Genomic DNA, 14,059 nt, shown 5'->3' with positions numbered 1-14,059 from the left:
TAGTAGTAATTATATGGGATTTAGGCAAATTTTTCAGCTTTCTTTTCATTATTGATTATAAAAAGCCATATTCATTAAAATTAGGTCTTTACAAATGAAAAGATCAGGCGTATTCTAGTTACTGTCGTCAAGCGATGACACAATACACTGCCCGGTGGTCAAGGGGTTAAGACGCCGCGTTCTCAGCGCGGAATCACGGGTTCGAATCCCGCCCGGGTGATAATGATTTCAATAGAGGTCTCAAGAATGTTGAATTTAAAGCATTCTTGGGGCCTCTTTTTTATGTCCGCTAAAAAGTTAGTAGAAACGACTAGATTTCTAAAACAGAACGACTGCTCACTAAGTTATCGATACTTAAAAACAATGATAAAAGCATATAATTACTTAAAATCACTTACAAATACATAAAATCATGCTAGAATAAAGATAGCAAGTAAAAAGATCGCAGAAGGAGGGCCGCTATGTACCAAGAGGAACGTTTAAGATTAATAATGAAAGAATTAAAAGACAGGGGGCGGTTAACGGCTAAGGAAATGACTTCAGCTTTGGGTGTTTCTAGAGATACGATCCGCCGGGATTTTAATCTACTCGAAGACCAGGGACTCGCTCACCGCACCCATGGGGGCTTAATCTTGCCTAAGCAAGTGCCAGTCATTGCTCCTTATCAAAGTCGCTCTAAGCAATCAACCCAAGCCAAAAGAGCTATTGCTCAAGGGGCAAAGAAATTTCTTCAAAAGGGGGGCTTTTACTTCTTCGATGTCTCTACCGTCGTTAGTCAACTGGCCCAAATAAGTGAAGAATCTATGACAGTTTATTCTCATTCTTTAGATAATGCCCTCATTTTTAGTGACAAAGAAGGGGTGGACTTTAACCTCCTAGGCGGCAAGTATTACTCAAAGAATCGTTTCTTTTCCAACTTAGACACTCTCAAACAACTTGACCAGCTCTATTTTGATGTGGCTTTTATTGGCGCTGCGGGACTAAAGGATGGAAAAATCTCCTATGATGACCAAGCCGACTGCCAGGTTAAGGAGCTAGTGTTCAAAAATTCGCAAAGTATAGTTCTCTTAGCCGAAGCGGAGAAATTCCAACAAAACGGCCACTACCAAGCGGGAAGCCTGGAAGAAATCGATTATCTAATCACAACCCAAGCTCTCCCAGCGATTAAAAAGATTAATGGATTGGAAGTCATTGAAACCGACAGAAAGGAAGAAGATCATGATGCAAGCTCAGATTAAATTGGTGATCAGTGACATTGATGGAACCATTCTCGATTCTAACCACCAGGTCGATGACCAATTGAAGGATCAGGTAAAAGCTCTTCAAAAGCAAGGGATTCCCTTTGTCTTAGCTTCTGCGCGATCGCCCCGAGGCATGTATGGCTTAGCCAAGGAATTGGAACTCGACCAGAACCCAATCGCGACTTATAATGGGGCCCTAATTGTGCCAAGTAACCCGAAAAAACTCGACCAAGCCCTGGTGAACCATGTGATTGATCCTAATGAAGCCGGAAAACTGATTGACATCCTCCAAAGTCAATTTCCCACGGTTTCCATCAATCCCTATGCCGGAGCGGACTGGTATGCTAATGCTAGGAGCCCTTGGACGGATGAAGAAGCTGCGATTACCCAGGACAAACCGATTATTAAAGATCCTCAGTCTTTACTTGAAGAGGGGGTTGGCATAAATAAGTTTCTCCTGATTGACCAGCCCACTAAGATTAGTCACTTAGAAGACTATCTCAAGGCACTGGATTTCAAACATTGTGATTTCTACCTCTCTAAGGACAATTACCTAGAAGTTACCGCTAAGGGTGTCTCCAAAGAAAATGCCTTACGAGAAATTGCGGAAGTCTACCAAGTCCCGCTTGAAAATTGTTTAGCTATTGGTGATAATTTTAATGATATCCCCATGCTTCAATTAGCTGGGCTAGGAATTGCTATGGCTAACGCACCTAAGGAAGTTCAAGCGGCTGCCGATGATATTACTAGCTCTAACGATGACCATGGGGTGAGTCAGGCCCTCATTAAATGGGTACTATAAGACAATTATTAATTTCAAAGGAGCCTATTGTGACCTTAAAACAAATCCGAAACCTTGCCTTTATTGCTTTAATTCTCTTACTCGTCTTGACTTTTCCGAGTTCCGCTACTTCCTACCAAGATCAGAGTCTAATCCCACTTTTGGAGTCGGCCCTAGCCAATCATCCAGGTGAAAGTTTATTAAGTGGTCTTTCTTTTTCCTATGCCGGAGAGGAAATATCGCTTCAAGCTCGCGACTACTATGCCTTTATTGAGTTCTTTATCCGTAAGGGGGCTCACTTTGTCCTTTTTGGCAGTCTGGCTAGCCTCGCCTACCTATCCTTATTAATCGATGTCAAAAGGACAACAGTCCGTGCTCCTTTAGCGGCCTTATTGACTTTTGGCTATGCAGCTTTTGATGAATTGCGGCAGATATTTACCCCCAACCGAACCGGGCTTCTGGCTGATGTCTACCTAGATACCTGTGGCGCCTTGACTTTTATCTTGCTGACGATCTTAGTTTTTTCTTGGCTTTCGAAAAAGGGTTGGATCAAGGAAAGTCAAGGCCCAATTTAGTCCCAATGGATGCCCTTTTAAGACTTGATAGCTAGCTTGTTAGCGGCTAGAAAAGATGATAAACTTAAGGTGATTATATTGTAAGCGATTGCGCTATAGTTATGAAAAGCATAACTTGTGTCTCATCATAAAAGTTGCGTGAAGAATAGAAAGATAGGGAGCAAAATGAGTAAAGTAATTGTTGTTGGTAGCATTAATATTGATATGACCATGGTCACTGACCGCTTGCCCCGGATCGGAGAAACCATTTTAGGTGACACGGTGAATTACTTTATGGGTGGTAAGGGAGCTAACCAAGCCGTTGCTGCTGCCCGCTTAGCTAGCGATGTACGGATGGTTGGCAGTGTCGGCGACGATTCCTTTGGTGACAAGGCCCTTAAGCATCTCAAGAAGGAAGGGGTAGTTACTGACCATATCAAGGTGGAAAAGAATATTTTCACTGGAATGGCGGCTATTTTTTCCGTTCAAGCAGATAATTCTATTGTGGTTTTGCCGGGAGCTAATGGTCTAGTTGAAGTCGGTGAAGACTTTGCTGATTTGGTTGAGGAAGATGACATTGTCCTCGCTCAATTAGAAGTTCCCTTAGCCACCGTTAAGCAGGCTTTCTCAATCGCACGAGAAAAAGGGGCCAAGACCATCTTAAACCCAGCTCCCTTTGACCAAGGCATTAATGAATTTGTCGATCTGGCAGATATTGTCACTCCTAATGAAACTGAATTTGCCGGCATGTTAGGTCGAGACATCGACGATTCGGAAATCGAAGCAGCCATGTTAGAGTGGAGCCAAGCCCATGAGGCCTTATTGATTGTTACCCGGGGTTCCCAAGGAATTTCCTATGTTAAAGAGGGGCAAGTGCTTTCGATTCCAACGATTGAAGCAGATGTCAAAGATACGACTGGGGCAGGGGACACCATGAATGGGGCCTTCGCTGCTTTAATGGCTCAAGGTACTCCTCTGGAAGAGGCCCTCCGCCTGTCTTCGGTTGCCGCCACCCTATCAACCACCAAGGTAGGTGCCCAAACCGCCATGCCTTATCCTAAAGACCTTGAATCATACTCTGAGGCTTAAGTTTTTTTTCAAGGTCTAAAAATTTAGGAAATTGTAAAGATTATAGGCCGATCATCTTTGGATTAAAAGCTGTGGTAAAATAATAAGTGAAGCAGAGTGAATACGAATACACTCGACTAGGAATTGATTTATTTAAAAATAAATGAGGGATTTATTATGAATAAAAATTTAAAAGGCTTTATCGCGGTTACACTTAGCGCCGTCCTGCTAGCGGCTTGTTCCGAACAGGGCGTGTCGTTTGCCGATAAGCAGCAATCATCAGATGTCAAGACTGAACAAACTTCCAGCAGTCAAGCTAAGGAAAGCAGTAAAAAAACGGACACTGACAAGAAGCTAGAGGCTGACCAAGAAAAATCGAGTCAGTCAGACAAGGCAAGTAGCCAAGTCAAGGGTAAAACTGCTAAAGCGAATAATGAAAGTAATCAAGCAGGAACAGGTCAATCAACAAGCAAGAGCCAAGCAGAAGCTGCTGAGAAACCGGCTAGTTCAGTGACACCGTCCAATAATTCCAATGACATTATTGCTAAAGTGGTGCCTATGATCCACCAAGTCACTGACAATATTTACCGCAGCGAAGATTATAGTTTCATGCCTTCCAAGGTAGATGATAATCTTGTTCAAGTAGAAATCCGTCGCCAATCCCCTAATAACCAAATTCATACCAACCTCGTCGCTATCTACCGTTACAACAACCAAACTGGCGAATTAACCAGCATGGACTTGGTGTCCGGTCAATGGCAAAAGGTCAACTAATTTCTCAAAACCTCATTTATCACGCAGCTAACCAGAGCCAGTCGCTCTGGTTTTTTTGCTCCTCAATTTATTTCATCAATGACTTTTTATCGAATATTTTGGTAGATAGCTTTGAGCAGTAGGGGAGCTTTGAATTTAGTCGTTGGCCATGAACAAGCAAGCGATGTGAAATACGGCTAGTAGGCTTTAGCCATACTAGCCGTTTGAAGCTCGCTAGGTGAGAGACTAGGGCTCGAACCGATGCCATGGCTTTTTAACGACCAAATTCAAAAGCGAAACGAATGCTCACCAGTCTATCTTTTGAAAATCGTTTTTCGTATCTTTACTTGACTTGAAAATAGAACGCCTGTTCGATAAAATAAAATCAGGTGATAATTATGCAAGTGATCTATAAAGAAAGCCATTGTCGCAAAAATATCCGTTCCTGGTTAGAAGGCAAAGGTTATCGCTACCAGCGCGATTTTAATAAAGGGGCAATTATTCAAACCAATAAGGGCTATTATCAATTGTGGGACCTACACATTAGGGATGAGGCCCAGGGGACCTATCGCAATTATTTTTTTGCTGAAGGAATATCGGGAGACTTTGACCTTTACGTTTTTACCGTTAGAGAAACGCTTTTCTCGAGTCAAACCGCTAAGGCTTTCATTAATTCGCTATCTATTTAAAAGTAGGGTGCTTAAAAAGCTGACACCGCACCAGCTTGTTTGACACACTTAGGCGGATCTATTGTATAATGGGTAAGACATCTATCCAGATAGGAGCGAGATCCGTGAAGAAAATCAAAGAAGTCTTAGTGCCGATCGCCAGTCAGAGCGTCCAGGATGCTAGTATAGGTAGTTCAGCAGCCGAACTGGCCTATTATGCTTTGTTGGCAATTTTTCCCATGCTACTCTTAGTGGCCAATATTATTCCCTTACTCCCTTTTGATTCAGCACAGGCGGTGGAGTGGATTACTGCCATTCTCCCTAATGAAATTGAACCTTTGCTGATTCCTACTTTGGAATCCTATTTAGATTCCACCAGTGCCGGGAGTCTTTCAATTAATACCATCTTAGTAATCTGGTCATCCTCGGCCGGTTTCTCCGCCTTACAGCGGGTCTTAAACCGAGTATACGGCAATCCTGACCACAAGAATGCGGTAATTACTCGGATCGCTTCTTTCTTGATTGCCTTTCTCTTAGTCCTGAGTGTAGGCGTCTTCTCGCTCTTTTTTGTCTTTGGGGAGACCTTACTCCAGATCATTAACAATTTTGTCCCCTTACCGTTAGATTTTGTGGAATTACTACTGGGATTAAAGTGGCCAGTGCTCTTAGTTTCAGTTTTTATCTTAATGTTGTTTATTTATATCGTGGTTCCTAACCAACCCATGACCTTGAAATACGCCTTGCCTGGATCGGTGACTGCAGCCATTGTTGTTCTCTTGATTTCCAGCTTGTTTGGTGTCTATGTCCAGTTTGCCGGAGGTTCTTCGGTTCAAAATGGGACTATTGGAGTCTTCATTGCCTTAATGCTTTATCTATATTTAAATGGGATGGCGCTCATTGTTGGAGGCTTAGTCAATACCATTTATTACCGTTATAAACATGCAGATACCTATCTTGATCAACGCATTAAGTATAAGGTCAGTTTATCCCCGAATTTTCCTCACTTAAATGATAAGGAAATTGCCTATAGTCCCTTAAAACGGGCCTCCAAGGCGATCCAAGCGGAAGCTTTAGAGAAGAATAACTAAGCGTATTGTTAGCTGTTAAACTAAGGAGTGTAAGTATGGCACGTTCAAGAAGCCAACGTTTAAAAAAAGTTAGCCAAGCAAAATCCATTAATCCAACTATTATCGCGCTTTTATTAGCCTTGATGGCCATGAGTGTCGCGGTGATTTTCTCCACTACGTATTTACAATTTGGGGGTGGGGCGTTAAAGCCAACGCTGATGCAAATCTTTTGGTATGTGGTTAGTTTTATCGCCATTGCCTTTGTCATGCAGATTGACAAGAAGACCTTCTACCGATTTGTTCCTGTCTTGTACGGTTTTGGGATCTTTCTTTTGATCTTGGTCCTGTTTTTCTATGACCGTCAACAATATACCTTGTTCGGGGCTAAATCTTGGTTCACCATCGGGACCTTGTCCTTCCAACCGTCGGAAATTATGAAGTTTTTTTACATCTTAATGATGTCGCGCTTGGTCAGCGAATATAATCAAAGAACGGAAGCTTTGAATTATGATGCTTTACCGGTTTCTAAACAGTTAAAATGGGACTTTAAATTTATCGGACGCATGATTTTATGGACCGCAGTACCGGTGGTTTTGATCCTCTTACAGAATGACTTTGGGACAACCCTGGTATTTATGATGATCTTTTCGGGGATGATTTTTGCTTCGGGGGTTAACTGGCGGATTATTCTAACCATTGCTTTGATCATTGGCACCATCTTCGCCGGCTTACTCTTTTTGGTCATTTATAACCGGGACTTACTCTATCACTTAGGTTTTCAAGATTATCAATTTGCCCGGATTGATTCCTGGTTAGCTCCCTTTGAAAATACGCGGCGGGAGTCCTACCAACTGAGCCAAAGTATCAAAGCAATTGGTTCCGGCCAGTGGCTGGGTAAGGGTTTTGGTAATTTTGAGGTTTATGTTCCCGTGAGGGAGTCCGACATGATTTTTTCCACGATTGGTGAAAACTTTGGCTTTATTGGTAGCAGTCTCTTGATCCTGCTTTATTTCTTATTGATCTTAACCATGATTGCCATTGCCTACGAATCCTACGATTCCTTCTATATTGCAGGAACCGCTGGGATCGTTTCTATGATTCTTTTCCATATTGTCGAAAATATTGGCATGTCGATTGGTCTCTTGCCCCTGACAGGGATTCCATTGCCTTTTATTTCGCAAGGGGGCTCGGCCTTATTGACCAATATGCTCTGTATGGGCTTTGTCTTGTCCATCCAGTATAATGAAAACCGTAGTGAAGCAGAAATCAAACAACACTGGCTCAATCGCCTATTGCGCAAGTTAAGTGGAGGTGACCGTTTTGATCAGTTTATATGGCCTTAAGCAATGTTCTACCTCGCGGCGAGTGGAAAAAGCCTTTACTGAGGCAGGGGTTGACTATCAGTTCTATGATATTCGCGAACAAGTGCCGAGTAAAGAAGACATTAAACGGGCACTAGGAAGTAGCGACCGGCCCAAGCAAGTCTTTAACACGTCGGGCTCGGCTTACCGGGAAAAGAACCTAAAGGATAAAATTGACGATTTATCTCAAGAAGAAATCGTTAACTTATTAGCGAGTGATGGGATGTTAATTAAACGTCCCTTAGTGACCGACAAGGAAGTAGCAAGTACAGGTGCCAAAGAAGACACTGTGGCATATTGGATAGAAAAAGAAGGGAAGTAAAAATGGAGAAAGTATACACTGATAATGGTTTATGGTTAACGCAAACAGCGGATAAGCAAGTGATCATTGGCCTGTCTAAGGCTGGTCAAGAAGAATTTGGGGACATTTCCTTTATTAATTATTTAGTCGACCAAGATTTGGTGGCTGGGGAAGCCTTCGTTTCCATTGAAGCGGAAAAGGCAGTAACCGATATCTTAGCGCCTTTGTCTGGTAAGGTAGTCGGCAAAAATGAAAAAGCTGAAGGCACTCCCACTGATCTCAATTCAGATAAGGATAATTTAAACTGGTTAGTAGCTGTAGAACCCAGTTCGGCCTTTGATCCGACTGCCTTTAAGTCAGAAGAGACCAAGTAATTTTTTCGCTAACTGCTGGGAGTAAGGAAAGGGGTTTGTGTCAGACGATGCGCCGTTTATATATTAAACAGAGAATTTTTAAAATCACGGACCACTATAATATCAAAGACGACCAGGGCCAGGTCTGTTACCGGGTAGACGAAGACTTTAAGTTTTTTGGCCATAAAGTCAAAGTGTCTGATCCACAGGGGCAGCCGCTTTTTGAGATTAGTCGGAAACTTTTCAAAATTTTTTCAGAATATCAGATTAAATTTGTTGATGGCAGTCAAGTGACCATTAAAGACCGGTTGAGTTTCTTTAGAAGAAAGGTTAAAATTTCTAGTCCTGACTATAATTTGGACTTGAAGGGAAATTTCCTAGATAACAATTTTGCGCTTACCCTTGATGGTGAGAAAATTGGTTCAATTAACCATAAGATTTTTGCTATCCGGGATACCTTTGTCCTTGATGTCTATAATGAAGATTATGAAGCGGTGATGGTGGGACTAGCCATTGCCCTAGATAATATGATGGATAACGAAGAAGCTGCTGATTAAAAAAGAAAACGAGACTTCATCGAGCGTTAGAGGTAGACGATTGTCGCCTAGTCTTACTCGATTGAGTCTCGTTTTTTCTTTAGAAGTATGAGAACCATTCAAAGATGGGCATCATTTCTTCGTTATTTTGGATCATTATTTCTGGATGCCATTGAACGCCTAAGAGGGGGTGTTTTTCATTGTCATCACCAAATTGGTAGGATTCAATGACTCCATCAGCGGCCCAGGCAGTAGCTTCTAACTTAGGGGCGAGGTCACGGATGGCTTGGTGGTGGTAAGAATTCACTTGAGCTTTGTCTTTGTTACCTAGGAGTCGGTACATTTCACTACCTTCCTTAATGGTGACTGAGTGGTGGGGGTAAATCATCCGACTATGTTTTTGCACGTGCTGGATGGCCGGGCGATCCTTAACGGGATAGTAGGAAAGGTCTTGGTAAACCGTCCCTCCCAGTAAAATGTTAATCAGTTGGAAACCCCGACAAACGGCAAGGATGGGGACTTGGTACTTAAGAGCAGCTTCAAAGAGAGCTCTTTCCCAGTAATCTCTTTTCGGGTAGATATCATTTAAGCGGGGAGCAGGGTCTTCACCATACATCAAGGGGTGAACATCCTGGCCTCCGGTAAATATCAAGCCGTCAATTCGTTGGATATAGTCTTCAGCGCGTCTTAGGTCGCTATGGATAGGAATGATGATGGGAAGGTTCCCTGACCGACTGACCCCGTCGACGTAACCGTGGGGGGTATAGTCCCGGGAAAATTCATCCCATTCCCGGTCATTGAGAGTATCATTTCCCGTGATTCCGATCACTTTATCAATGCGCATGGCTAAACTCCTTCCTTGTCGATCATGCAGTCAATGCATGTAATCCGTTCTATGATATAATAACAATAAGTTTTTTTCAATTTTGAAAGGAGTTCATTTATGACAGTAGATATGTCCCAAGCAAAAGAAGACCTCTATATGGCCGTGAACGGCGAGTGGATTGACCAAGCCGAGATTCCGGAAGACAAGTCCTCAACAGGTGGTTTCATGGCCTTACGGGATGGGATTGAAGAATTATCCATGGCCGACATTGAGAAAATGGCTAGTGGAGAAATCAAGCTAGATAATCCGGAAATGGAAGAAATGATTGCTCTCTATCAATTGGCCATGGACTTTGATCGTTTGGACCAAGAGGGAGCGAATCCTATCCAAGCTGACCTAGAAAACGTGGACGCATTGACTGACTTTAGTCAAATTCAAGCCTTTTCTAAGCAATGGTTACTGGCTGGCCATGATTTCGTCTTCAACCTGGGTAACGAAGCCGACATGAAAAATACCGTAAATTATGCCCTCTATTTAAGTCGTCCCAACACTATCTTGCCTGACAAGGGCTACTACGAAGAAGATAATGGAACGGGTAAGCAATTATTAGAAATTTGGCGTCGGTCTACCGTTGACCTCTTAAAGGCTATGGGCTTTAGTGATGAATTGAGTCAACGGCATACGGACCAAGCTATCGCCTTTGATGCGCTTTTTGTTCCTTATGTGAAGTCTCAGGAAGAATTGGCGGACTATACCAAGTCCTATAATCCTAAGGGCATTGATGAAGTTGAAGGTTACTCATCTCACTATTCTCTTAAGACAATTATTAAGGAATTAATCGGTCAAGAACCAGAAACCGTCATTGTAACGGAACCGCGCTATTTTGAAGCCTTAGATGAATTTTTTAGTCCCGACCATTTTGATGAATTGAAATCTTGGATGATTGTTAATGTGGCTCGTGATGGGGCTCAGGCCATGTCAGAAGACCTGCGTCAAATTGCTAGCCAATATAGCCTGGCTTTATCCGGTAACCCTAAGACTATGAGCCGAGAAAAACATGCCTTCTACCTTACCGTAAATACTTTTGACCAAGTCTTTGGCTGCTATTATGGTAAGAAGTATTTTGGCCCAGAAGCCCGGGCCGACGTGACTGCCATGATCGAAGAAATGATTGCAGTTTATAAGGACCGGCTCAAGCACAATACCTGGCTTTCCCAACAAACTATTAAGAAGGCCATCGTTAAACTGGATGCCATCACGATTATGGCCGGTTATCCGGATAGCTACCCAGAAATTTATCAGCGCTTCAAGGTAGATAGCGATTTACCACTCTACCAAAACCTCAAAGCCTTTACCGCTGAACGGGTTAAGGACAATCTGGCTAAGTGGGGTCAAGAAGTTGACCATAGCCGCTGGCATATGTCTGCAGAGACAGTTAACGCTTACTATGATCCTTCAGCCAACAACATTTGCTTCCCAGCTGGTATCTTGCAAGCGCCTTTCTATGACTTGAAGCAAAGCCGCAGTGAAAACTACGGTGGAATTGGTGGGGTAATTGCCCACGAAATTTCCCATGCTTTTGATAACAATGGCGCTCAATTTGATGAGCAGGGGAATTTAAATAATTGGTGGTTGGATGAAGACTATGAAGTCTTTACCCAAAAAGCCCAAGCTATGATTGACCAGTTCGATGGTTTGCCTTTAGGAGATGGTGAGGTCAATGGGACCTTAACGGTGTCAGAAAATATTGCTGATGCTGGTGGTTTGCAGGCGGCTTACCAAGCCATGACTCATGAGGAGGACTACGATCCCATTGCCTTCTTCAATAATTGGGCTCGGATCTGGTGTATGAAGGCCCGCCCTCAATACCAAAACCTACTATTATCCATTGACGTTCATGCCCCTAATTACTGGCGGGCCAACCAACAAGTCAAGAACTTGGATGCCTTCCATGTCGCCTACCAAACCTCTTCAGAAAATAAAATGTACCTAGACCCAAAAGACCGCGTCGTCATCTGGTAAGGACAAGAGTGTGACAGTCACAACAGAGGACGAAATCGCTGGAGAAAACTGGGATAAGCTCAGTTATAAGGATGTGAGGACGCCGTCAAAGGCTTGAATTGCTGGAGGAAAATACCATAAGCACAGCTATAAGGATGTGAGGAAGGATCAGGGAGGGCGATTCCTTGGAGGAAAAGATGATAAGATCAACTTGTTGATCGTTCATCTTTTCTGAAAGGACATCCCCTACCCCTTCCGAACTCAACTAATCTGTGCGTTGGCATTTTCTGAAGCAACTTCAAGGCTGGCGTACGAACTCAACTAAACCGAGCGTTACCAGTTTTTAGTTGGGTTCGACTTGGCAGACTTGGAGTGATTTCACAAGTCAGAAACAAGCGAATGTTTCGCTTTTATTCTGACTTGCTCCAATCATCCAAGTCTAGGCGCCAAGTCTCACACCCTGTGTGAAGCGGATGTTCGTCCTGTGACTGGAACAGGTTTAAAGAGCGTGACAAGCGCGTCAAAGAGCAAGAGATGATTCAACTACATACTTGTGACAAAGCCTAAAGGATTAAATCTCCTCTAGGCTTTTTTAGCGCCTATTTTCACTGCTGGAAAGAAAAAATGTGCCATATAAACTGTGACTTTCTAACTATCGAAAATATAGATCAACCCTGTTGAAAAAATACTAACTAAATGTAAGTCGTTTAATTTTACTTTCATCCCCGTATTGGAGTAAGATAAGGTCATAACAATTTACTTATTAAAAGTAAGTGTGCTATAGAAAACTTTAAAAAATGCACTTAGCAAATTTACCGATAAGTAAAAATAAATGAGAAAAAGAGGTGGAAGAAATGAAGCGTTGGTATAAGCTAATCAGCTTGCTATTCATTGGAGTCTTGGTGATGGCAGGCTGTAGTAGCAGCGGAGCTGGGGCCAATAACCAGGCTGGCCAGGAAATAGCCGTCACTTCAGAAGGTGAACTGGCATCGCTAGATACGATTAAGTCTTCCGATTCACCAAGCTTGAATGTGGCTTCTAACACTATTGAAGGCCTCTACCGTCCGGCTCCGCAAGATAGTGATAATCTTAAGGAACTAGGGATGGCTGCTGAGGAACCTGAAATTAGTGAAGACGGTAAGACCTATACCTATAAAATCCGTGAAGATGCTAAGTGGTCGACTGGTGAACCGGTGACCGCCCATGACTTTGTCTATACCTACCGTAAGGCGGTGACTCCACCAGAATTATCCCAAAATGTTAACCGTTTCTTCCCGATTAACAAGGCTAAAGAAATTTCAGAAGGGAAGGAAAGCCCAGAAAATTTAGGAGTTAAAGCGCTGGATGATAAGACCCTAGAATTTACCTTAACTTCTCCTACAGCTTACTTTGAAGACTTGTTAGGGACACCAGCTTTTCTTCCTCAAAGTCAAAAGCTGGCTGAAGAAGTCGGTGATGACTACGGTTCATCTGCAGAAAAGACGGCCTTTAACGGGCCATTCCTGGTTGAAGGTTGGACCGGTACGGAAAACAGTTTTGACTTAGTCAAGAATCCGGATTACTGGGACGCTGAAAATGTACAATTGAACCGCATCAACTGGGAAGTGTCTAAAGAATTACAAACCAACTATAATCTCTTCAATTCAGGTGACGTCCAATATACGCAAACCGGGAATCCTTATGTCGAACAATTAGCCGGAGAACCTATTCTCCAAACCAGCCTGAATGGTAAGGTCGGTTACTTACAATTTAACTTTGACAAACCAATCCTGAAAAACAAGCACGTCCGTCAAGCCTTACGGTCTGGTTTCGATAAGGAAGCCTTTACCCAGGCTGTCCTTAAAGATGGTTCTCAAAGCCTTGATGGCTGGGTACCGGCAGACCATGTTTCTGATCCAGCTAGTGGTCAAGACTTTCGGGCTATGAATGGTCACTTAGGGGCCTACGACTTAGACTTTGCCCAATCTGAATGGAAACTCGCCAAGCAGGAACTTGGTCTTGACCAGATTGAATTAGAGTTATTGACCTCAGATACGGATACTTCTAAAGCCACGTCGGAATTCTTACAAGGGGAATGGCAAAATAATCTGCCAGGCTTGACCGTAACGATCCGTAACGTTCCTTTGAAGAGTCGCCAACAAATTACTAACACTGGTGAATATGACATGGTATATGGGACCTACCATCCAAGTTATGTAGATCCCACTGCTTACCTGGATTACTTCCACAGCCAAAGTGCCTTAAACAATGCTAATTTTGATTCAGAAACTTATGACTCACTCTTAGCGACAGCGCAAAATGAGTTGGGTGACCAACCCGAAGCTCGCTTCCAAAAGCTTCTAGAAGCAGAACGTTACCTAATGGAAGATGAAGCAGCATTGGGGACCATTTACCAAGGGGCCTATGCCTTCTTAGTGGATCCAAAACTCACTGGCGTTATAAACCAAACTAACGGTGTCACCAATTACTTTAGGGCGGCAACTTATCAAACAGAAAACTAATTTAGGAACAATGAGGCTGTGAGCTTAGTCACAGTCTCTTCATAAAAT

The 14,059-nt window shown here is 43.0% G+C and carries 14 protein-coding genes and 1 tRNA gene; 14 read left to right on the top strand and 1 reads right to left on the bottom strand.

Annotation, left to right across the window (positions count from 1 at the left end):
• The first annotated feature begins 148 nt into the window (after positions 1–148).
• The 12 genes from AWM73_RS05255 (at position 149) to AWM73_RS05200 (ending at position 8,704) form a co-directional block, all read left to right on the top strand.
• Positions 149–220 (top strand) — tRNA-Glu (locus tag AWM73_RS05255).
• Between the two features lie 241 nt (positions 221–461).
• A complete protein-coding gene (locus AWM73_RS05250; RefSeq protein ID WP_060778397.1) occupies positions 462–1,238 on the top strand; it encodes a DeoR/GlpR family DNA-binding transcription regulator in 777 nt (258 codons plus the stop codon).
• Complete coding sequence (locus tag AWM73_RS05245) at positions 1,219–2,043, top strand: HAD family hydrolase (RefSeq protein WP_060778396.1); 825 nt, start codon at positions 1,219–1,221, stop codon at positions 2,041–2,043. The genes AWM73_RS05250 and AWM73_RS05245 overlap by 20 nt, the downstream gene beginning before the upstream one ends.
• A gap of 29 nt (positions 2,044–2,072) precedes the next feature.
• Positions 2,073–2,597: a VanZ family protein gene (locus tag AWM73_RS05240; RefSeq protein ID WP_060778395.1), complete on the top strand. Its 525-nt coding sequence runs from the start codon at positions 2,073–2,075 to the stop codon at positions 2,595–2,597.
• 165 nt (positions 2,598–2,762) lie between these two features.
• The gene (locus AWM73_RS05235) at positions 2,763–3,665 is read left to right on the top strand and encodes a ribokinase (RefSeq protein ID WP_060778394.1); all 903 of its coding nucleotides are present in this window, start codon (positions 2,763–2,765) and stop codon (positions 3,663–3,665) included.
• Between the two features lie 156 nt (positions 3,666–3,821).
• The gene (locus tag AWM73_RS05230; protein ID WP_060778393.1) at positions 3,822–4,418 is read left to right on the top strand and encodes a hypothetical protein; all 597 of its coding nucleotides are present in this window, start codon (positions 3,822–3,824) and stop codon (positions 4,416–4,418) included.
• A 377-nt stretch (positions 4,419–4,795) separates the two neighbouring features.
• Positions 4,796–5,086, top strand: coding sequence for a hypothetical protein (locus AWM73_RS05225; RefSeq protein ID WP_060778392.1), 291 nt, complete (start codon positions 4,796–4,798; stop codon positions 5,084–5,086).
• Between the two features lie 104 nt (positions 5,087–5,190).
• Positions 5,191–6,153, top strand: coding sequence for a YihY/virulence factor BrkB family protein (locus AWM73_RS05220; RefSeq protein ID WP_060778391.1), 963 nt, complete (start codon positions 5,191–5,193; stop codon positions 6,151–6,153).
• Positions 6,154–6,188: 35 nt separating this feature from the next.
• A complete protein-coding gene (locus tag AWM73_RS05215; protein WP_060778390.1) occupies positions 6,189–7,475 on the top strand; it encodes an FtsW/RodA/SpoVE family cell cycle protein in 1,287 nt (428 codons plus the stop codon).
• Entirely contained in the window at positions 7,453–7,815 is a 363-nt protein-coding gene (locus AWM73_RS05210; protein WP_060778389.1) for a Spx/MgsR family RNA polymerase-binding regulatory protein, read from the top strand. The genes AWM73_RS05215 and AWM73_RS05210 overlap by 23 nt, the downstream gene beginning before the upstream one ends.
• 2 nt (positions 7,816–7,817) lie before the next feature.
• The gene (locus tag AWM73_RS05205) at positions 7,818–8,168 is read left to right on the top strand and encodes a glycine cleavage system protein H (protein WP_060778388.1); all 351 of its coding nucleotides are present in this window, start codon (positions 7,818–7,820) and stop codon (positions 8,166–8,168) included.
• 47 nt (positions 8,169–8,215) lie between these two features.
• Positions 8,216–8,704: an LURP-one-related/scramblase family protein gene (locus tag AWM73_RS05200; RefSeq protein ID WP_060778387.1), complete on the top strand. Its 489-nt coding sequence runs from the start codon at positions 8,216–8,218 to the stop codon at positions 8,702–8,704.
• Positions 8,705–8,783: 79 nt separating this feature from the next.
• On the opposite strand, the gene AWM73_RS05195 is transcribed toward AWM73_RS05200, so the two are convergent.
• Complete coding sequence (locus AWM73_RS05195) at positions 8,784–9,527, bottom strand: gamma-glutamyl-gamma-aminobutyrate hydrolase family protein (RefSeq protein WP_013669318.1); 744 nt, start codon at positions 9,525–9,527, stop codon at positions 8,784–8,786.
• 99 nt (positions 9,528–9,626) lie between these two features.
• Here AWM73_RS05195 and AWM73_RS05190 point away from each other — a divergent pair, with 99 nt between their 5' ends.
• Together AWM73_RS05190 and AWM73_RS05185 are read left to right on the top strand one after the other, a co-directional pair.
• The gene (locus AWM73_RS05190) at positions 9,627–11,531 is read left to right on the top strand and encodes a M13 family metallopeptidase (RefSeq protein ID WP_060778386.1); all 1,905 of its coding nucleotides are present in this window, start codon (positions 9,627–9,629) and stop codon (positions 11,529–11,531) included.
• 833 nt (positions 11,532–12,364) lie between these two features.
• Entirely contained in the window at positions 12,365–14,011 is a 1,647-nt protein-coding gene (locus AWM73_RS05185) for a peptide ABC transporter substrate-binding protein (RefSeq protein WP_060778385.1), read from the top strand.
• Positions 14,012–14,059: the final 48 nt, after the last annotated feature.

The sequence above is a fragment of the Aerococcus urinae genome, assembly GCF_001543175.1.
GTDB classification, from domain to species: domain Bacteria; phylum Bacillota; class Bacilli; order Lactobacillales; family Aerococcaceae; genus Aerococcus; species Aerococcus urinae.
This window is presented reverse-complemented; position numbering and strand designations above follow the sequence as displayed.